At 67.3% G+C, this 20746-nt stretch carries 16 protein-coding genes; 10 read left to right on the plus strand and 6 right to left on the minus strand.

All coding sequences use genetic code 11. The features are described 5' to 3' along the window. Nucleotides 1-82 precede the first annotated feature (82 nt). Complete coding sequence (locus O5K39_RS04015; RefSeq protein WP_271145998.1) at nt 83-2863, plus strand: pitrilysin family protein; 2781 nt, start codon at nt 83-85, stop codon at nt 2861-2863. A gap of 86 nt (nt 2864-2949) precedes the next feature. Here O5K39_RS04015 and O5K39_RS04020 read toward each other — a convergent pair whose 3' ends face one another. The 3 genes from O5K39_RS04020 to O5K39_RS04030 form a co-directional block, all read right to left on the minus strand. Then, entirely contained in the window at nt 2950-5376 is a 2427-nt protein-coding gene (locus tag O5K39_RS04020) for a TonB-dependent receptor (RefSeq protein WP_271145999.1), read from the minus strand. 37 nt (nt 5377-5413) lie between these two features. Further along, nucleotides 5414-6172 (minus strand): alpha/beta fold hydrolase, encoded by a 759-nt coding sequence (locus O5K39_RS04025; protein WP_271146000.1) that lies wholly within the window; start codon nt 6170-6172, stop codon nt 5414-5416. Between the two features lie 207 nt (nt 6173-6379). Then, entirely contained in the window at nt 6380-6949 is a 570-nt protein-coding gene (locus O5K39_RS04030) for a TetR/AcrR family transcriptional regulator (protein ID WP_271146001.1), read from the minus strand. Between O5K39_RS04030 and O5K39_RS04035 the strand changes: the two genes are divergently transcribed. From O5K39_RS04035 to O5K39_RS04045, 3 genes are all read left to right on the plus strand, one after another. Further along, on the plus strand, nt 6939-7838 hold the full coding sequence (locus O5K39_RS04035) for a TetR family transcriptional regulator C-terminal domain-containing protein (RefSeq protein ID WP_271146002.1): 900 nt from the start codon (nt 6939-6941) through the stop codon (nt 7836-7838). The two genes, O5K39_RS04030 and O5K39_RS04035, sit on opposite strands and share 11 nt — an antisense overlap. Before the next feature lie 145 nt (nt 7839-7983). Then, entirely contained in the window at nt 7984-10179 is a 2196-nt protein-coding gene (locus tag O5K39_RS04040; RefSeq protein WP_271146003.1) for a TonB-dependent receptor, read from the plus strand. 13 nt (nt 10180-10192) lie between these two features. Next, complete coding sequence (locus O5K39_RS04045; protein ID WP_271146004.1) at nt 10193-11530, plus strand: MFS transporter; 1338 nt, start codon at nt 10193-10195, stop codon at nt 11528-11530. Between the two features lie 21 nt (nt 11531-11551). Here the strand turns inward: O5K39_RS04045 and O5K39_RS04050 are convergent, their stop codons facing one another. Then, entirely contained in the window at nt 11552-12634 is a 1083-nt protein-coding gene (locus O5K39_RS04050) for an aromatic ring-hydroxylating dioxygenase subunit alpha (RefSeq protein ID WP_271146005.1), read from the minus strand. A gap of 25 nt (nt 12635-12659) precedes the next feature. Next, nucleotides 12660-13613 (minus strand): PDR/VanB family oxidoreductase, encoded by a 954-nt coding sequence (locus O5K39_RS04055; RefSeq protein WP_271146006.1) that lies wholly within the window; start codon nt 13611-13613, stop codon nt 12660-12662. Between the two features lie 170 nt (nt 13614-13783). Between O5K39_RS04055 and O5K39_RS04060 the strand changes: the two genes are divergently transcribed. Then, nucleotides 13784-14566: an acetoacetate decarboxylase family protein gene (locus tag O5K39_RS04060; protein ID WP_271146007.1), complete on the plus strand. Its 783-nt coding sequence runs from the start codon at nt 13784-13786 to the stop codon at nt 14564-14566. Nucleotides 14567-14657: 91 nt separating this feature from the next. Here O5K39_RS04060 and fahA read toward each other — a convergent pair whose 3' ends face one another. After that, nucleotides 14658-15947, minus strand: a complete 1290-nt coding sequence (gene fahA, locus O5K39_RS04065) for a fumarylacetoacetase (RefSeq protein WP_271146008.1) — start codon at nt 15945-15947, stop codon at nt 14658-14660. A gap of 98 nt (nt 15948-16045) precedes the next feature. Between fahA and O5K39_RS04070 the strand changes: the two genes are divergently transcribed. From O5K39_RS04070 to O5K39_RS04090, 5 genes are all read left to right on the plus strand, one after another. After that, complete coding sequence (locus tag O5K39_RS04070; RefSeq protein ID WP_271146009.1) at nt 16046-16954, plus strand: VOC family protein; 909 nt, start codon at nt 16046-16048, stop codon at nt 16952-16954. Nucleotide 16955: 1 nt separating this feature from the next. Then, nucleotides 16956-17930 carry a fumarylacetoacetate hydrolase family protein gene (locus tag O5K39_RS04075; RefSeq protein WP_271146010.1) on the plus strand — a complete coding sequence of 325 codons (975 nt, stop codon included), beginning with the start codon at nt 16956-16958 and terminating at the stop codon, nt 17928-17930. Beyond that, complete coding sequence (locus O5K39_RS04080; protein ID WP_271146011.1) at nt 17927-18478, plus strand: cupin domain-containing protein; 552 nt, start codon at nt 17927-17929, stop codon at nt 18476-18478. Before O5K39_RS04075 ends, O5K39_RS04080 begins: the two co-directional genes overlap by 4 nt. A gap of 46 nt (nt 18479-18524) precedes the next feature. After that, nucleotides 18525-19562, plus strand: coding sequence for an amidohydrolase family protein (locus O5K39_RS04085; RefSeq protein WP_271146012.1), 1038 nt, complete (start codon nt 18525-18527; stop codon nt 19560-19562). Nucleotides 19563-19626: 64 nt separating this feature from the next. Continuing rightward, a complete protein-coding gene (locus O5K39_RS04090) occupies nt 19627-20745 on the plus strand; it encodes an FAD-dependent monooxygenase (protein WP_271146013.1) in 1119 nt (372 codons plus the stop codon). Nucleotide 20746 lies beyond the last annotated feature (1 nt).

Raw genomic sequence — 20746 nt, forward strand, 5'->3', positions numbered from 1 at the left:
CAAGGATTGCGCATAGGTCCGCCTGCAGGGTGCGGACCAGGGCGAGGCCGGCCGCCATTGTTCAGCCGGGTCAAGGACCGTCATGAAAACCTCTACCTCCTGTCTCGCCCTGGTCGCGGCTCTTTCGCTGGCGGTTCCGGTTCGGGCGGCGTCGCTCCCGTCCGCCGCCGGGACCCCGGCGGCCGAAGCGGTCGCCTCGTCCGCCTCGCCGGCGGCGTCGGATCTCGCGATCCCCTACACCCGCTTCACCCTCGGCAACGGACTGCGGGTCGTGGTCCATGAGGATCATACGACGCCCTTCGTCCATGTCGGGGTCTGGTACCACGTGGGATCGCGCGACGAGCCGCACGGTCAGACCGGCTTCGCCCACCTGTTCGAGCACCTTCTGTTCAACGGGTCGGAGCACCACAACACCGACTGGTTCGGCGCCATCGAACAAATGGGCGCCCTGGAGATCAACGGCACGACCTGGCTGGACCGGACGAACTTCTTCGAGACGGTGCCGACGGCGGGTCTCGATCGCACCCTGTGGCTGGAATCGGACCGGATGGGTCACAGCCTGGCGGCGTTCGATCAGGCCAAGCTCGATGAACAGCGGGCGGTGGTGAAGAACGAAAAGCGCCAGGGCGACAACCAGCCCTTCGGCCTCGTCGACTATCTGCTCGACGAGAATGTGTTCCCGCCGGATCATCCGTACAACCACTCGGTTATCGGTTCGATGGCGGATCTGGACGCGGCCTCGGTCGAGGACGTCCATGGCTGGTTCAAGAAATGGTACGCCCCCAACAATGCGGTCGTCGTCCTTGTCGGGGATATCGACCCGGCGACGGCGCGCCAGAAGATGGAGCTGTATTTCGGGGATATTCCGGGCGGCCCCGAGCCGACGCGGTTTGAGGCCAATGTGCCGGTCCGGCTCAATGAATCCGAACAGGTTCAGTACGACAATGTCCCCCAGTCCGCCTTCTACCGGGCCTGGCCGGCTCCGGCGCTCGGCGATCCGCAGGCGGTGTATCTGTCTCTCGGCGTCGCCGCCCTCGGTGAGGGCAAGACGTCCCGGCTTTATGACCGGCTGGTCGTTCGCGACAAGCTGGCGACCGACGTCTATCTGCAGACCATGACCGCAGAGGTCGCCGGCATGGTGACCCTCAGGGTGTCTCCGCGATCACCAGACGATATCCCCCGCATTCGAACCGTCGTGCAGGAGGAACTGGATCGCTTCATGGCCGAGGGGCCCAGCCGCGACGAGGTCCGGCGAAAGGCGACCGCCCAGGAGGCCGCGATGGTTCAGAACCGGGCCTTCCTGATCGGTCGCGCCGGCCTTCTCGCCGAGGGCGAACTCTATCGCGGCAATCCGAACGCCGGCGTTGAGGACATCGAACTGGCCCTGGCGGCGACCCCGGCCCAGGTTCGCGACGCCACCCGGCTCTATCTCAGCCGCGGGTCCCATGCGGTGACGGTCCTGCCGCGCGCGTCTCTGGCGGTGACAGCCACGGGCGCGGATCGATCGGTCATGCCCCCCGTCGGCCCGGCACGGGATCTGGTGATGCCGGGGCTGGAGACCGCCACCCTGTCCAATGGCCTGCGGGTCGATGTGGTGACCAACCGCGGGGCGCCGACGGTGGCGGTCAACCTGCTGATGAACGTGGGGGTCGCCGCCGATCCCGAAGGCAAGGAGGGTTTGAACGCCTTCGCCTTCGATATGCTGGATGAAGGCGCCGGCGGCCTGTCTTCGGCGGATATCGCGCGCCGGGCCGAGGCGGACGGCGCGATGCTGATGGTCGGCGGTTCGCGGGACTGGGGATCGGTCGCCTCCCTGACCCTGAAGCGCACCCTCAAGCCGTCCCTGGAACTGCTCGCCGATCTCGTCACCCAGGCCGATTTTCCGCAGGCGGACATCGACCGGATCCGCGACGAACGGCTTCAAGCCATGAAGGACGCGGAAAAATATCCCACGGCGCTCGCCGACCGCGTCCTGATGCGCCAGATCTTCGGCGAGGGTCATCCCTATGGTGAGCCGCTGGCCGGTAATCCGCAGTCGCTGGCGGCCATCACCCGGGCCGACCTGCTGACGTTCCGCAACGCCTGGATCCGTCCGGAAAACGGTCGCCTTCTGGTGGTCGGCGATGTGACCCTGGCGGAAATCCGCCCTGAGCTGGAACGGACGTTCGGGCGCTGGCGTCCGGTCGGTCCGGCCGGTGTGGCGCGCGATCGGCCTGTCGCGCCCGCGCGGACGACGCCCCGGATCCTGCTGGTCGATCGGCCCGGCGCCGAGCAATCGGTCATCACCGGCGCCTTCACCACGCCGATCCTCCCGGACGAGGAAGCCTTTGTCGCCCGGTCCGCCAACACGGTTCTGGGCGGCTATTTCTCGTCGCGGATCAATATGAACATCCGCGAGGATAAGGGCTGGGCCTATGGGGCCAACACGAGCCTGAGGCGCCTGCAGACCCAGGGTTATTGGCAGGCGGGCACCTCGGTCCAGACGGACAAGACGGCGCCGGCTCTGGCCGAACTGGTGCGGGAGGTGACGGAAATCGGCTCCAGCCGGCCGATCACCCAGGCGGAACTCACGCCTGTGATCAATGGCGAGGTCGGGAGCCTTCCCGGGTCCTACCAGACCGCCTGGGAGACGATGCAGCAACTGGCCCAGAACATCCAGGAGGGGCGACCCTATGACTATGCGGCGACGCTGCGGCAGCGGTACGAGGCCCTGACCCCTGAGGCGGTGTCCTCGGAGGCCGCGGCCCTGTTCAAGCCGTCGACCCTGACGTGGGTGATTGTGGGCGACATGTCGAAGGTTGAGGCCGGTATCCGCGCCCTGGGTCTGGGCGAGGTTGTTCGCGTGGAGGCCTCCGCCCCCTGACGGCGCCGAGCTGGCATCGGCCCTTGCGGCCGGCCAAAAAGACGCCGGAGCGGCCGGGAGCCGCTCCGGCAGTTCGGGAAAGCCGTCTAGAAGCGATTGCGGACGGTCACGCCCCAGGTTCTGGGAGCGCCCAGGAAGGCGTTGAACCCTCCGGACTGGAGCGGGGCGTCGAAGGCGACCTGGTAGTAGTCCTCGTCGAAGAGATTCTGCGCCCAGAGCTCGGCCGTCCACCGGTCGTCCTGCCCGGTGAGGCCGATGCGGCCGTTCACGACGGTGAAGGCCTCCTGCATTTTCTGCGGCGCGAGGTCCGAGCCGGTATTATACTCAGAGCTGTATTTGGCGGCCAGGCTGAGACGCAGGGTCACGCCGCCGTCGAGCGGGCGTTCGTAATTCGCCGACAGCGATCCCGACCACTCCGGCGCGAATGACAGACGCGCGCCGGGCAGGCGAGGGGAGACGCCGGTCACGGGCACGAAATCGCCGTACCGGGTGTCGGCGTAGGTCAGGCCGCCCTGGAGTGACAGTCCGGTGATGGGAGTGAACCAGAGCGCGTCGAGATCCAGTCCCTCGGAGGTCACTTCCGGGATGGAGCTGACGATATAGCTGACCCCGGTGAAGGCGTTCAGCTGGAAGCCTTCGAACCGCTGATGGAACCAGGCGCCGTTGAGCGACAGGCTTCGGTCGAACAGGGAGGATTTGAGCCCGACCTCATAGGAATCGACCGTTTCTTCGGCGAAGGACGTGTCGGTCTGGGCCACGCCGATGGAACTGCGCGCCCGGTCCAGGTTGAAGCCGCCGGCCTTGTAACCGCGGGCGTAGGAGGCGTAGCCCATGACGGTGTCGGTGAAGTCGTAGCCGATCTTGGCCGTGCCGGTGACCTGATCCTCGTCGCGGTCCTGCCGGGTCGTGAGGTTGGTGAAGGCCGGATCGGTCCAGGGCAGACAGAGATTGCCCACGACCGTCGGCGTCGCGGCGGCGCCGACGATGGCGGCGATGGCGGGCAGCCGACCCAGGGCTGCGCCACAGCCGTTATTGCCCGGCAGGTTGGTGTAGTGGCTGTCGAGCGACTTCTTCTCCTGGGTCCACCGCAGGCCCATCGTCAGCTTGAGCCGGTCGGTCACGGATAGGGTCTCGTTGGTGAACAGGGCGACGCTTCGGCTGGTCTGGGCGAAGGTGTCGAGCTGCCCCGAGCCGGGCGTGAAGGACGTCCCCGCCGGAAGACCGGTCAGGACCGAGACCAGGCCGGGCGCGGCCCCGGCCGACAACAGCAGGCCGAAATAGGTCTCGTAGGCGGCGCCGAAGATCACCGGCGTCTGGCTGGCGAGATCCTCATCGGCATAGAAGGCCCCGATCTGCCATTCGAGACGATCGGTCGCGCCAGCCAGACGCAGCTCCTGGCTGAACTGGTCAAAGCCGGCGCTGTAAGAGCCATAGGGGCGCTGCCAGATGTCGGCGGAGCTATAGTCGAGATCCGCCGAGCCGTTGGAAAACCAGCTGCGCGTCGCCGTGATCGAGGTCAGGACGGCGTCGCCCAGCCAGGGGGTCTGCCAATTGATTTCAGCCGATACGCCCTTGTCCTCGATGTTCTGGATTGTGTCGCGATTCAGCCAGGCGCGCCGGTCGAAAGGCGCGGCCGGGCGGGCGACGCCCGAGTCGGGCGCCAGCGCATCGATAAGCGCCGCGGTGCCGCTGCTGATGATCTGGACGCCGGCGCAGCAGAATTCGTCGCGCCGGGTGTAGTCGGCGATGATCCGGACATCGAGCGTATCCGTCGGGGTGAAGAGGAGCTGGCCGCGAACCGTGTAAAAGTCCTGGCTCGCATCCTTTGTCTCGGTGCGCGGACCGGCGCCGGTGCTGACCGAATAGAAGCCGTCGCGTTCCCGGGTGGCGACATAGAGACGGCCGGCGAGACGATCCGCGATCAAGGGGCCCGTCAACGACAGGGACGCGCCCAGGGCGTCATAGGCGCCGGCGGTCAGCTCGGCCTGGCCGCCGAAGGTGAAGGAGGGCGCGGCGGTGAGGACGTTAATGACCCCGGCGGAGGTGTTCTTGCCGAACAGGGTGCCTTGCGGTCCCTTCAGCACCTCGATCCGCTGCAGTTCGCCCAGATCGCCCATGGCGACGCCATTGCGGGGTCGGTAGACGCCGTCGATGACCACGCTGACCGAGGATTCGAGGCCAGGGTTGTCGCCCACGGTGCCGACGCCGCGGATCCGCACCGTCGTGGAGGCCTCGCCTCCGGTGGAGGCGACATTCAGGCCGGGCGTCAGGATCTGCAGGTCCTTGATGTCACGAACCCCCGCGTTGGACAGGGTCTCCTGGCTCAGGGCGGTGATGACGATCGGCACGTCCTGAAGGCTCTGTTCGCGCTTCTGCGCGGTGACGACGATGTCGTCGACCGTGCTGGGGGACTCGTCGCGGGACTGGGCGGCCGCCGGATCGGCCAGCCCCAGGCCCAGCCAGGCCAATGCGCCAACGGCCGCGCCGGCGTTCAACAGGATCCTCAGTCTCATGGCTTCCTCCTTGTGCGGCTTGTGCCGCTGTTATGATTCAAGTGACGAAATCGACGATCGCCCGGGCGAATTCCGGGTTGCGCACGACCCCGAGGTGGTCGCCGGCGAGGCTGACGAGCCGGGCGTCGGGGAGGGCCTGGCGCAGTCTGTCGGGATGGGCGGCGAGCGGGTCGGCGTCGCCGGCCAGGACCAGTGTCGGGACGGTGATCCGGTCCAGGGCGATCGGGTCGCGATGCATCGACCGCGCCTGGGCCGCCAGGGCCAGACGGTCGGAGCCCATCAGTTCGGCGAAGGCGCGAAAGGCCACGAGACCGGGATCGGTATCGGCGGCGATGAGGTCGGCTTCGAGAACCTCGGCCAGGGCGACGCTGGGGAGGGCGCGCAGGTCGACGCCGCCGCACACCACGACCCCCTCGCCGACACCGCCCACAACGAGCCGGCGCACACGCGGGTCGGTCGAGGCAAACACCAGGGACACGACCGCCCCCATGGAGTAGCCCACGAGATCGATCGCCTCGCAGCCGAGCCGGGTGACGAGTTCGCCCAGGTCCTGCGCCATCCGGACCTCGCCGTAGCGGGCGGGGTCGTGGGGTTTGTCGGAGGCGCCATGTCCGCGAGCGTCGATCGCGACCACGCGGCGGCCCTGATCCACGAGGGCGGCGACGACCCCCGGGCTCTCCCAGTTGGTCGATGCGTTGGCGGCGAAGCCGTGGTGCAGCACCACCGGCGTTCCGTCGGTCGGACCCCAGGTCCGGTAGCTCAGACGGAGGCCGTCTGACGTCAGAAAATCAGCCACCCCGTCCCTCCCCGGACGCGCCCTGTGCGGACGGAAGCGAGGCCCGGTCAGGATGGCGTTCGATCGCGATCCCGGCGTCGACTTTTCGTCGATCTGCGTTCCTCACGATCAGGCGTAGCGCGAAACCCGCCCCCATTCCACAAAAAAACATGCATGACTGTTTCTTGTAAAGTTGTGCGTATGGGACCGGTCAGAGACAGGTGGGTTTCAGGGGTCCTGAGGCTCCCGGCCGGGACCGCGTTCGGCGGCGCGGATCTTCTCGAACACGGTCTCGCGGTGCAGGTGGAGCAGGGCGATGGCCTCCTCATTGACCTCGGACCGCACCCCGGCCATCTGCATGAGCGCCATGCCGCGGAAGGCGGCCATGTGCAGCCAGATCATCGCTTCTATGGTGCGCGAATCGGAGATCCCGAGATCGCGCGCAAACTTCTCCGCGCCCCGCCGGTAGAGGGTGAGAATGGCCCGGCCCAGGTCGCTGAACTCCGCGGCCAGAGCGTGGTCGCTGCGGCTGCCGACGATGATTTCCGTCAGCGCGATCCCGTACCGCGTCATCTGCTTGGCCATGACCTCCTCGGGCGAGGGGGTCGGTTCGCCGCCGTAGACGGGGTCGTCGTGCATCGTCGACAGGCAGTATTCGCCGGTGGCGATGATGAGGGCGACCTTGCTGGGATAGTGGTGCAAAAGCCCGCCGCGGGTGACCCCGGACAGCCGGCTGACCATAGGGGTGGTGGTTGCGGCGTAGCCCACCTGATGCAGGCAGTCGACGGTGGCTTCCAACAGCCTGGACCGGGTCTGGGCCGAGCGCACGACGTTCGGGCGCCGCCCGGGCGAAGAAGGGTCGAGGGACATCGCTGCGTCGATACAGCCATTGATCGCAGAAGGCGACCTCGGCCGGGCGGCGTCGATCGCCCTCGCCGCGCCGTCAGGGCCCCTTCGCCTCGCACGACAGGGCGCGGCTTCGCTCACGCTGGAAATCCGGCGAGCGATGGCCGATAGGAGAAGGATGCAGCAGGCTGAACCGAAACGAAAAGGCCGGGGCCGTCCCGCCGTGAGCGAGGAGGCGACGGGCCGGGATGCGGTCATCGAGGCGACCAAGGCGGTCCTGCGCGAGACCGAGCCGGCGATGATCACCCGGCAACTCGTGGCGGAACGGGCCGGCGTCGATCCCAATCTGATCCGGTATTATTTCGGCAAGATGCCCCGATTGCTCGCCGAGGTCGTCGCGGACACCCACCGCAAGGCGCGCCGGGACATGTCGCGCATGCGCGACCGCGACGAGCCCCTGGAGCGGTTGCGTTACCGCATCGACCGCACCCTGGGCATGTTCGACCAGAACCCGCACCATCACAAGCTGCTGGTCAGCATGCTGAACTCCGATCCCAGTTCGGAAGCCTATCGGGAGTGGGCGAGCATCCTTTCAGAATCGCTCGAGGACCTTGAGGAGATTCTCAAAAGCGGCATGGAGGCCGGGCTTTTCCGCAAGGTCGACGCCCGGTACCTGCACATGACGATCGTCGCCGTCTGCGAGTTCGCGGCCAACAACGGCCCGATCGTCAAAGACATCTTCGGGCCGCAAGCCACCGCCCAGACCATCCGCACCCCCACCGCGGAGTTTGTCTATGACCTGGTGGTCAAGGGGCTGCGCCCGGATTCCTCCCCCGTCTAGGCTTTTTCCTTTCAAAAGGAAATCAGTTGACAGGGCCGTCGCACGGCGTCTTATTCCTTCTATAAAGAAATTAGCGGAACCCCGCTAACATACGGGAATGGCTGCTCCGCCCACAGAAGGCGGGGGGCCGACAGGGAGGCTGATCATGAGACCTATCGCCATTCGTTTGCTGTGCTCGACCTGTGTCGGACTGGCGCTCGCCGCCGGAGCGGCCCACGCCCAGACGGCGGATCCCGCCGCACCGCCGTCCGACCCGCAGACGGATACGACCGTCGTCGATGAGATCGTCGTCACGGCCCTCAAGCGCAATCAGGCGCTGCAGGATGTGCCGGTGACCGTGGTCGTCGCCGATCAGGAAACCCTTACGCGCAATGTGGTGAACTCGTTCGAACAGATTTCGGCGGTCGCGCCGGGGCTGATCCTGACGCGGGCGCCGAACAATACGGTCAACGCCTCGGTGCGCGGCCTGGGTTCGGTCGCGGGACCGCAGGCGTTCGATCAGTCCGTCAGCTTCTTCGTCGACGGCGTCTACGCCGGACGGGCCCAGGATTTCCGGACGTCCCTGTTCGATCTGCAGAGCGTCCAGGTCGTCAAGGGCACCCAGGCCTCGCTGCTCGGCAAGAACACCAGCCTGGGCGCCATCGCCCTGACCACCCGCAAGCCCGGGGCGGCGTTCGGTTTCAATGCCACGGCCCAGTATGATTTCGAGCGGGAGTCCACGGTGTTGAACGGCGGGGTGAACCTGCCGGTCAATGACCGCTTCGCCTTGCGGCTGGCGGGCCAGTACCAGGACATCGGCGGCTATATCGAGAACCGCTACAACGGCGACAAGGCGCGTCACGACGAACAGAGCGGCGTGCGGTTGACCGGCCTGTGGACCCCGACCGATGCGATCGACATCACCCTGTCGGCCCAGAGCGAGAGCCTGAAATCCACGGGCGGCGCCTATGAGTTCATCGCCTCGCGCACCACGGTCGGGCCGGATCTCTACGCCGCGGCCGGATATCCGGGCCAGTTCGAGGTCAATCCGGATTTCTCCAACCTGCGCGGACCTGACGAGACCACCATCGACCAGGATTCGGATCGGGTGACCGGCTCCATCAACTGGCGACTGGGCGAATATACGGTCAGCGGCATCACGGGCTGGTCCCGCTACGATGAGGTGGTCAACGCGGACTTCGACAACTCGCCTGGCCGCTTCTTCAACATTCTCTTCAACAACTCAGGCGACACCTTCAGCCAGGAGGTGCGTCTCACCTCCCCGGAAGCCCGGCGGTTCCGGTACATCGTCGGCGCCCTGTACCTGCGCAACAATCTGCAGACGACGCAGCTGGCCGACGCCAACTACCCGATCCCGACCATTGCGCCCTTCGCCCTGCAGGGCGCCTACCGCCAGGCGTTCGAGCAGGACACCACCACCTGGTCGGCCTTCGGTCAGGCCGACTACGACATCACCGAGCGGTTGAGCGCCTCGGTGGGCGTGCGTTTCACCGACGAGAAGAAATCCATCTCGACCTCGCGGGTCACAGTGCGTCCGGGCCCCTTCTCGACCATCCTGAACCCCGACTACGCCCTGACCTTCCTCGATCGCCAGGAGCAGGTCACCGACGGCTCGGTCGGGCTGAACTACAAGGCGACCGACGACGCCCTGTTCTACATCAGCGCCGCCCAGGGCACGAAGGGCGGCGGCTTCTCGGACGCCGCGACCTTCCCGGCCAATGCTGAATATTCGGCTGAACAGGCGCGCACGATCGAGGCCGGGATGAAGCTGACGGCGCTGGATCGCGCGGTGACCTTCAATCTCGCCCTGTTCCGGACGCGGGTGGACGATTTCCAGACCAGCAATTTCGATGGTCAGAAATATATCGTCTCCAACACCGACCTGAAGTCGGATGGCGCCGAGGTGTTCGCGGAATGGCGGCCCGTGTCGGCGCTCGCCTTCACCCTGAATGCGACCTATGCCGAAACACAGGACGCCATCACCGGCGCCCCGGTGCCCCGGGCCCCGAAATGGTCCGGACTGGCGGCGGCGGATTACGTGGCGGATCTCTCCGGCGGCTATACGCTCAACCTGAACGCCTCGGTGCAGCATCGCTCGAGCATCACCCACCAGCAGAACCCGATCGTGACCCCGCGCGGCGACGCCTTTACGCCGGTCAACGCCCACATCGGGCTGTCGCGCGCCGGCGCGCCCTGGGATCTCAAACTGATCGGCCGAAACCTGTTCAACGACCGGTCCGCGTCCTTCGGCTTCAACGCCTCCTTCTTCCCCAGCGGGAACTCGGTGGCGCAGTGGGAAGATCCGCGCTCTGTCCTGCTCCAGCTCAACCTCCGCTACTGAACAAGGCCTGCTCGTGACCCCTCTCCCCGACGCCGCCTCCGCTTCCGATCCCCACGACCGCAGCGGAGGCGGTGGCCTGCGACAGTGGTGGCTGGTCGGCTGTCTGACGGTCTTCGCCATGCTGGCGATGGTCGACAAGAACATCATCACCCTGCTTGTCCTGCCCATCAAAAGGGATCTGGGCCTGAGCGACACCCAGATCGGCCTGATCATCGGCACGGCCTTTGCGGTCTCCAACCTGGTCATCGGCATTCCCGCGGGCTGGCTGGCGGACAAGGTCAACCGCAAGTCGATCCTGTTCGTCGGGGTGGGCCTGTGGTCCGCCATGGCCGCGACCTGCGGCCTGGCGGGCAATTTCCTGACCCTGTTCTGGGCGCGTGCAGGGGTGGGGTTGGCCGAGGGGCTGCTGCCGCCCGCGGCCTATTCCCTTCTGCGTGACGGCGTCTCGCCCGCGCGGCGCGGACGGGCCTTCAGCATCTACGCCATGGCGACCCTTCTGGGCACCGGGCTGGCCTTTGTGGCGGGCGGGCTGTTGATCAGGGCCCTTTCGACCGCCGATTTCAGCGGGTGGCCGGTCCTTTCGGGTCTGGCGCCCTGGTCGCTCGCCCTGATCTTCGCCGGTCTCGCCGGTCTGCCCCTGCTCCTTTTGCTGGCCACCATTCGCGAGCCGGGCAGGGGTTCGGCCGAGCAGTCGGCCGTCAGTTTCAAAAGCGCGTTGGGCCTCATGTGGGCCGACCGCGCCGTCTATCTTCCGCTGGCGGTCTTCTCAGTCGCTCACGCCATGCTGACGCAATCGCTGGGCGTTTGGGTGCCGGCCCTGGTGGGTCTGCGGTTCGATCTGGGACCGGCCCAGATGGGCCCCATCCTCGGCCTTCTGCTGATGACCATGGGGCCTCTGGGACTCGTTCTGACAGGCTTCGGCATTGACCGGATCAACAAGGCGGGCGGCGCCGGATCGGCGGCGGTCGCCGTCATCGCCTCGGTCCTGCTGCTGGCGGTGACCCCCTTTCACCCGCTGGTCCCCTCGGTGGAGACCTTCTGGGTCGCCCAGGGCCTCGTCCTGCTGGGCGCCACGACCTATCTGGCGGTGACCTCGACCCTCGTCGCCCAGATCGCGCCCCAGCGGGCCATCGGCAAGACCATGGCGGTGTTCCTGGTGCTTCAGGGCGCCCTCGGCTCGGGCGTCGCGCCGGCCCTGACGGCCTCGGTCGGTGAACATCTGTTCGCCGGACAGGCGACGCCGATCGCCTCGGCCATGAGCGTCGTCCACGCCGGTCTGGCCCTGGTCGCGCTCGGCTCGGCCGTGGTCCTGTTTCTCAACTTCCGTCGCCGGCTTCGCGCGTCAGCCTGAGGCCGACGCGCGACGCCGGCGTCAGGCGACCACGGGGCCGGCTTCTTCGCTGACCTTGGCGATGAGCATGCGCCGGAACCGCAACGCCGCTTCGTCGGCCCGGACACTGGTGTCGGGCGTGGCCGCGCCGAGTTCGTTATAGGACGTCTGGATCGACTCGATCGCCTCCCGGTCCGTCAGGAAAACGTCCCAGACGACCTGGTTCTGCGCGGCGAGCGCGTCGCCCTCCAGCTTTGCGCCGTAGTTGCTGGCGGCCGCCACGAAGTAGTGGCAGCTCGTGTCCGTCTCGGGAGTGATGCCGAAAGGCGCGTGACGGATCGCAGGGGCGCGGTCCGGATCGTCGGGGAAAGAGAAGATGTTGGTCACGACATTGAGGCTCGGGACCCAGGTCTGCGAGATCAGCTCGCGATGGACCCGCACCCCGTCGGGCAGTCCGAACTGTTTGGCGTAGGGGCCTGTCACGACTTCCTCGACGGTGCGCGAGATCCGGATCGATCCATCCCCCACGATCTCGGTTCGCGCCGGCGTTTCGGCGATCTTGCCGCTGTCGAAATAGCCTTCGTGGAGGAAGGTGATGTGAGACACGTCCAGAAGGTTTTCGTGGAGCAGCTGGTAGCTGCCGCCGATCCCCATCAGGAACCGCTGGGTCTTGTGGAAACCGTCATCGTCGGCCAGGCCGAACGCCTGGTGATCGGGGATCAGGCCCTCATCGGCGAGGGCGGGTTCGCCCATCCAGGCCCAGATCCAGTCCCAGCGTTCGGCGACGGGATAGGAGCGGACCTTCATCTGGCGCGGGATCTGGACCTGGGAAGGCACCTTGACGCAATCGCCCGAGGGCTCGAACTCCAGGCCGTGGTAGGCGCACTGGATCCGGTCGCCGCAGACGACCTTGCCCAGGGACAGGGCCATGGCCCGGTGCGCACAGTAGTCGGCCAGCATCACCGCCCGGCCGTCGTCGGTGCGGTAAAGGACCACGCGGTCGCCCAGAATCCGGCGCGACATGGGCTTTGACGTCACTTCGTTGGAGAAGCCGACGACATACCAGGCGTTCCGCGGCGCGGGCAGTTTGCCGGGATAGAAGCTGGCGGCGTTTTCGATAAGCATTCGGGTCTCCCTTGGGTTTGTTTTTCTAGATATCCAGAACCAGACGGCCGCCGACGGCGCGCGAACAGCAGATCGCCATCACATCATTCGCCGCCTGTTCGGCCGGGCTCAGATACATGTCCCGATGATCGACGACGCCCGCGATCACCCGGGTCATGCAGGTGCCGCACACCCCCTGTTCGCAGGACAGGGGGACATCGACGCCGGCGGCGATCAGGGCGTCGGCGATGGTCTCGTCGGGGCCGACCCGGACAACCCGGCCCGACGCCCTAGCCTCGACCTCAAAGGCGTCGCCGGCGATGTCGATCTCGGCCCCGAAATCTTCCTTGTGGATCGCCTCGTCCGGCCAGCCCAGGCTCCGGGCGGAGGCGATGACGGACTGCATGAATCCGGTCGGGCCGCAGACGTAGAGGTGGGCGCCGTCGCGAGCCGGCGGCAGGATCTGCGCCGCATCAAAGGCGCGACCGGCGGCGCGATCGGTGCGGTGGATCGAAATCTCGCCTGCCAGTCCCGCCCGGGCGAGACGCGTCTCAAACGGCGCCGCGCTGTGACGGTTGACCACATAGTGGAGGTGAAACGGGACGCCCTGCGTCGTCAGGGCGTGAGCCATGGACAGCAGGGGCGTGAGCCCGATCCCGCCGGCGATCAGAACGACGAAAGGGGCCGGCGTCAGGCTGAAGTGGTTGCGGGGCGCGCCGATGCGCAAGCCCTCGCCTTCAGCTATGGCGTGGACCGCGATCGATCCGCCGCGCGACTGCGGGTCGCGAAGCACGGCGATCTGGTAGGTCCCGGCCTGACCCGGGTCGCCGCAAAGGGAATACTGGCGAACACTGTCGGGCAGATGGACATCGATATGGGCGCCCGCCTCGAACGGCGGCAGGACGCCGTCCACGGGTTCGAGTTCGAGCAGGACCACGTCCGCGGAGAGGGCTTCGCGCCGGCGCACCCGGACGTGATGGCTTTCGCGTATGTTCGTCATACTCCACTCCCTGACTCCGCGATTGCTCTTTGTGGCGTTGCGCGGCAGTATTCCTTCTACAAGGAAATAACGGCTTCGCAAAGTCGCAGGCGGCTGTCGACGATCATTTCGTCCGCAGACGCTCCAGGAAAGGAAGATCCATGTTCGCCTCTCGTCCGCTCAGACATCGCATGCCCGTCGTGTTCGGGCCCACCTGCGGGCCTCGCCAGGGCCCCGACGGGGAACTCTACGACTATGCTGATGCGCCCCGCACGACGGTGACCATGAGCTTTTTGACGCAGGCCAGCGCGCTGGAGGCCTATCTGCCGCCCTTCTGCGTGCTCGACGGCGAGCCGGTGGTCACTGTTGAGCACATCGAACTGCGGGACCTGGAATGGTTGGCGGGGCGAACCTACAGCCTGTTGGGCGTCAAATATCCGGTGCGTTACGCCGGGCCGAGCGAGAGCGTTCGCGGGCCCTTCTACGCGGTGCTGTGGGAAAACCGGCCCGAACCCATTCTGAGCGGTCGCGAGGAACTCGGTTTCGCCAAGCTGTACTGCGAACTGCCCGCGCCGCGCGTCCTGCGCGGGCGCAGGCAATGGGCGGCGGTCTGGGACGGCCATACCTTTATCGAGCTGTCTGTCGACAACCTCAGGGATGCGGTCCCGCCGGCCGCCAATCCCGCGATCGACGGGGTCATTCATCACCGTTACCTCCCGCGGGTCTCGGCGACATCGGAGGCGGAGATCGAACAGATGGTGCTGACCCCCGCCGGGGGCGCGACCGTTCGCTATGAGTCCTATCAGCGGGGCGACGCCGAGGTCCGGTTCCTGCCGTCGACCTGGGAACAGCTGCCGACCATGTTCCACATCGTCAACGCCCTGGCGGCCCTGCCCGTGCTCGAGTCGCGCGGCGCCTCCATCGCCGTGACCCGGGGCGGCAAGGATCTCAGCGATCAACGGGTGCTCGGCTAGGGTCGAGGGGCGAGGCGCATCCAGACCGCCCGGCGACCGCCCCCGGGGTCGGGGGCCACGGCGGCGCCCCGCGGCCTGGATGCGGCCGCCGCTAGCCGGCGGCGGGGGTCACGCGTGTGCGGATCTCGCCCAGACCGATCGGGACGCAACCCTCCCGGCGGCAGAGCGCGCGCAGGATCACCTCGTCCCCGTCCTCCAGATAGGTGCGCGTCTCGCCGGTCGAAAGCCGCAAGGGACGCGCGCCGTCGGCGGTGCGCTCGAGCAGGCAGCCGCCGCCGGTGTCTCCCGATGCGGAGATGGTGCCGCTGCCCAGAAGGTCGCCGGGGTTCAGGCCGCATCCGCCCACGGTATGGTGGGCGATCATCTGGGCGGGGGTCCAGTAGAGGTCGAGGCTGGAGGCGGTGGTGATCCGCTCGGGCTCCACTCCGCCAGCGCGCATGGCCGCGGTCTGGATCCAGACCTCCAGATCGATATCCAGAGCGCCCGCACGGCGATCGGTCTCCGCGTCGAGATAGTCCAGAAGCGGGGGCGCGTCCGCCCCCCGATCCTGCCGGGGCGCGCGGTAGGGGGCCAGAGCGTCCCGGGTCACGATCCAGGGCGAGACCGAGGTCGCGAAATTCTTGGACAGAAAAGGCCCGAGCGGCTGGGCTTCCCAGCGCTGGAAATCCCGGGCTGACCAGTCGTTCAGCAGTCCGTAGCCGAACACGACGGCGTCAGCGCTCGCGATATCGACGGCGCCGGGATGATCGGCCGCTCCCATCCAGATCGCCAGCTCCAGCTCATAGTCCAGCTTGGCCGTCGGTTGAAGGACGGGCTGGCCCTCGACCAGAACCTGCCCAAGCGGCCGGGCGATCGTCGCGCTGACGTCAACGCTCGACGCCCGGCCATGATAGGCGACCGGGAGGTGGCGATAGTTGGGAAGGAGGGCGTCGCCCGACGGCCGGAACAGGCGCCCCGCCGCGGTCGCGTGGTGAATGCCCGCGTAGAAGTCCGTGTAGTCGCCAATGTCGACCGGTCGGTGCATTTCGCACAGGGCCTGGGCGAACAGCCACGTCTCGCGTTGCGGCTTCGCCGGGCCGTCGTCGGACAGAAGCGTGACCAGGCTCCGACGCAGGGCTTTCATCGCCGGACCCGGCAACGCCATCAGCCCGTTCAGACGGCGGTCCTGACAGGCTTCGATGACGCCCGCCTCCAGACCCTCGAGGCCGCCTTCATCGGCGGCAACCTTCAGGTCGAGGATCTCGTCGCCGATGGCGACGCCGATGCGCGGCGCCGATCCTCCGGTGCTGAAGACGCCGAATGGCAAGTTTTCCAGCGGAAACAAGGGGTGGCCGCGGGCGCTGGAAACCCAGGATGTGAGGGGGGGGACGGGCAGGGTCATGGCGGCCTCTCCAAGGCGGGTTGACTATTTCCTGCCACAGAGAATAAACCGGACGCAACCCGCCGCGTGACGGTCGGGGCGACTTCCGGAGGATCGATATGCAGCTCAAAGGGGTGGACGCCGTCGTCCTCGGCGTTGAGGACATCGCGGCGGGCCGGCGCTTCTATGGGGATTTTGGCCTCAGCCCCACGGCGGCAGGGGCGAGCTACGCCGACTTCGAGGCCCGCGACGGCAGTCAGATTCTCGTGCGCCGGTCCGATGATCCAGGCCTGCCTGTCGCCCAGGCGGCCGGTTCGACGATCCGCGAAATGATCTGGGGCGCCGCCTCGGCCGCCGACCTGGAAGCGATCGCTGCCGAACTGGCGCGTGATCGTCCGGTCAGTCGCGATCCCGACGGGACCGTGCACAGCGTGGACGAGGACGGCTACGGGATCGGCTTCCGGGTCGAACAGAGACGCAAACCCGTCCCGGCGGCCAACCGGCTGAACATCTACGGCGCCGAACCGACGCGGCCGATGAACAGCCGCATCGACTTCATGGAGGCGATACGGCCGGCCTCCATCGCCCATGTGGTGGTGTTTTCATCGGATGTGCCCAAAGCGACCGCCTTCTATGTCGAGCGGCTGGGGTTTCGGGTGAGTGACCGTTTTCGCGATGGCAAGGGCGTGTTTCTGCGGGCGTCAGGCTCGACCTACCACCACAACCTTTTCCTGATCGCGGGACCCAGGGGCCTGCATCACATCGCCTTTCCCGTGACCGACTTCAACGACATCATGCTCGGCGGTCAGGCGATGCTGCGCTCCGGCTGGGAGACCAAGATCGGACCGGGGCGACACCGGATCGGCTCCAACTTCTTCTGGTATTTCAAGAGCCCGCTCGGCGGCGCCATGGAACTGACCGCCGACATGGACCGGGCCGACGATGACTGGCCGGTCCAGGAGTGGGATTTTGTCCCGACCAACACCGCCGCCTGGTCCGTCACCTTCAATCCGCCGCAGGGAGGCTGACATGGCCGACGACATCTTTCATCTGGGCCTGTTCGACCTCGACGGCCGCGCGACCCGCGTGCTGGTCCTGGACGAGCGTCTGCTTGATCTGGACCAGGCCGCCGGCCGGGCGGGGCATGCCATGGCGCCCGGCGGGATTGTCCCCCTCCTTGAGGACTGGGATCGCGCCTTCGAAACCCTGACCGCCGTGGCCGCTCATGCCCGGGCCTGCGGGGTTGAGGCGCACGGCAGGCCGCTGGACGCAGGGCGGCCCTTGCCGCCCCTCGGGCAGGGCGGCAAGCAGCTCTGCGCCGCCGCCAACTACCGCGACCACGTCGCGGGCATGCGCAAGACCTTCACACCCCCCCTGTCGGACGTCGAGGCCGCCAAACCGCTGCCGGCGCTGCGCCCCTATATGTTCGGGCGTCTGAACTCGCCGACGGGCGCCCACGACGACATCGCGCTTCCGGCGGGCATCGCCCGGACAGACTGGGAGGCGGAACTGATGGTGGTGATCGGTCGAGCCGGCCGCAACATTCCCCGGGCCCGGGCTGCCGACCACATCGCCGGCTATATGACCTTCAACGACATCTCGTGCCGGGATCTGACCTGGCGCGACGACCGGCCGACGATCCGGTCCGACTGGCTTGCCGGCAAAAGCTTCGACACCTTCTCGCCGACCGGACCCTGGTTCACGCCCGCCGCCTTTGTGCCCGACCATGCCGATGTGTCGATCCGTCTGTGGGTCAACGGCGAGCTCAAACAGGACGGCAACAGCCGCGACATGATTTTCGGCATCGAGGAACAGCTCGAATACGCCTCGCGGCTCATGACGCTTCGACCGGGCGACACCGTTGCGACGGGCACGCCGGCCGGGACCGGGCAGGAGCGCCTGGAGTTCCTCAAGACCGGGGACCTCGTCGAGACCGAGGTCCAGTACTGCGGTCGTCAGCGCAACAGGGTCGTCGCGGGCCCTGCCGGATACGTCCGCGGATGACCGGCCCGGTCCTGCCTGCGCCGCTCAGGCCCATTCGACGCGTCGTCACGGGACACGACCCGGCTGGCCGTTCCGTGATCGTCGAGGACGGGCCGTCGCCGGTCGTGCGGACGGTGGAGGGGCGTCCGGGTTTCGTGAACACCAATGTCTGGCGAACCGTGGGCGGGCCCACCGAGATCGCGGCCCCCGACAGTATCGTCGACCATGAGGGCGTCATGCCGCCGGCCGGCGGCACGGTGTTGCGCATCATCGATTATCCGCCCCGACCGCGGGATCCGGAGGAGCGGCGCCGGCAGGCGTCGGCCTCGCTGAACGCCCTGTTCGCTGACGCCGCCCATGCGAGCGGGCACGCCAAGCCCGGCATGCATGTGACCCGTTCGGTCGACTACGCCATCGTGATCTCGGGCGTCGTCACCGCCATCCTGGAGGACGGCGAGACGGACCTTCATCCCGGCGACGTCCTGATCCAGCGGGGGACCAACCATGGCTGGGAGAACCGGACGGACGCCATGGCCCGGATCGCCTTCATCCTGGTCGATGGGCGCTGAGGTGGAGGCGGTCGCCCTGCATCGGTGTGGGTCGCATCCCGAGCCCGTGTCCAGACCGCGTGTGGCGCGAACCCGAAAGGGCGGCCTGGCCGTCATCGATGTCCATTGCCATGTCCTAGATCCGCAGGCCGAGCGCCTGGCCGAAGGCCTGCCTGAACGCCCCGTCGCGGGCCCCACGCCGGGCACAGCGGCGGGATGGACAGCCGACTACAATCGCCGGCTGATCGAAACCGCCTACAGGCCGCGACTGACCGATCTGTCGGCCCGCCTGGCCGACATGGACGCCATGGGCGTGGACCTGCAGATCCTGAGCCCGTCTCCGACCCAGTACTACTACTGGGCCGGGCCGGAAGCGGCGGAGGCGCTCGTCCTTCGCCAGAACGAAGGCATCGCCGAGCTTTGCGCCCGGCATCCGGACCGTCTCGCCGGTCTGGCCACGGTCTCCCTGCAGCATCCGGAGCGCGCCGCGGCGCAGGCTCGCCACGCAATCCGCGAACTGGGGCTCAAGGGCGTGGAGATCTCTACCCTGGTAGGCGCAGACCCTGTAGACGCTCCGCGCTTCGATCCCTTCTGGTCGGCGATGAACGATCTGGGCGCGCCCGTGCTGCTCCATCCCCTGGGAACGACCCTCGGGTCGCGCCTTGACGACCACTACCTCTCCAACATCATCGGCCAGCCCGCCGAGACGGCGGTGGCGCTGTCGCGACTGATCATGGGCGGTCATCTGGACCGGTTTGACGCGGTCAGGATCTGCGCCGTTCATGGCGGGGGCTATCTGCCGCTCTACGCCGGCCGCTCGGATCACGCCTGGTCGGTGCGGCCCGAAAGTTGCGGCTGCCTGCAACCGCCCAGCGCCTATCTGAAACGGCTCTGGTTCGACTCGCTCGTCTACGACCCGGCCCATCTGCGCCGCCTGATCGACGTCGTGGGGGCCGACAGGGTGGTCGTGGGCACCGACTATCCGTTCGACATGGGCGACTACGACCCTGTGGGGCTCATCAGGTCGGTCGAGGGTCTGTCGCCTGCGGAGCGCGACGCGATTCTTTCCGGCAACGCCATCCGCCTGTTCGGGCTTGAGGCCTGACGAAGGGCCTTGCGCCGCGGCGAAAGCCCCTTTATTCCTGCTTGAAAGAATAAAGGGTTGACGGATGGGTTTGCGGGTTCTGGTCATTGGCGGCGGCATAGGCGGCCTGTCGGCGGCGATTGCGCTTGTGCGCGACGGTCATGCCGTTGACCTGATCGAACGCAATGCGGATCTCGCCGCGCTCGGCGCCGGTCTCACCTTCAATGGCGCGACGGCCAAGGCCCTGGCCCAGGTCGGGGTGATCGACGCGGTGCTGGCGCGCGGGTGTTCCCACGGGACGTCGCGCGTATGCGACAAGAACGGCAAGGTTCTGGTCGAAAGCAGCGACGAGGAGGTCTACGGCGCGGGCGTGCCCGTCCTGGGCGGCATCCTCAGGCCGGTCCTGCATGAGATCCTCAAGACAGAAGCCGAGCGACAAGGGGTCAGGGCGCGCACCTCCACGACGGTGGAGGCCATCGTCGAGAGCCCGGGCGGGGCGGAGATCACCTTTACGGACGGCTCCGCGCGAACCTATGATCTTGTCATCGGCGCGGACGGCCTGCTCTCGTCCACCCGCCGGATGGTGTTCCCGGATGCGCCCGGGCCGGTCTTTTCCGGCCAGGGCTGCTGGCGCGCCGTCGCCCCACGTCCCGCCTCGGTGACCACCAGCGAGCTCTATTTCGGGACGCGTCACAAGGCGGGAATCAATCCGGTCTCGGCCGACGAAATGTACCTGTTCTGCCTGGTGTCCGCCCCGACCAACCCCTGGCATGAGGAGGCCGACTGGGTGGATCTGCTCAAGGGGGAGCTCGCCGAGTTTGGCGGCCATATCGGCGAGGTGCGCGACAACCTGGGAGCCGGTTCCCGGATCAACTATCGCCCGCTTGAGACGATCGTCATGCCGCCGCCCTGGCACAAGGGCCGCGTCCTGCTGATCGGCGACGCCGCTCACGCCACGACGCCTCATGTGGGCTATGGCGCCGGCCTCGCGATCGAGGACGGGGTGGTGCTGGCCGAACTGCTGCGCGCAGGCGATCCCCTTCCCGAGGTCTTTGACGCCTTCATGACGCGTCGGTACGAGCGCTGCGCCGCCGTCGTCGAAGGCTCCGTCGGACTGGGCCAGCTCGAAATCGACCAGGCGCCGGTGGCGGATCAGCGACGCTTGTCGCGCCAGATCTACGATCTCATTCGCGAGCCGGCCTGAA

It is taken from the genome of Brevundimonas sp. NIBR10 (assembly GCF_027912515.1).
In the GTDB taxonomy this organism is placed as follows: domain Bacteria; phylum Pseudomonadota; class Alphaproteobacteria; order Caulobacterales; family Caulobacteraceae; genus Brevundimonas.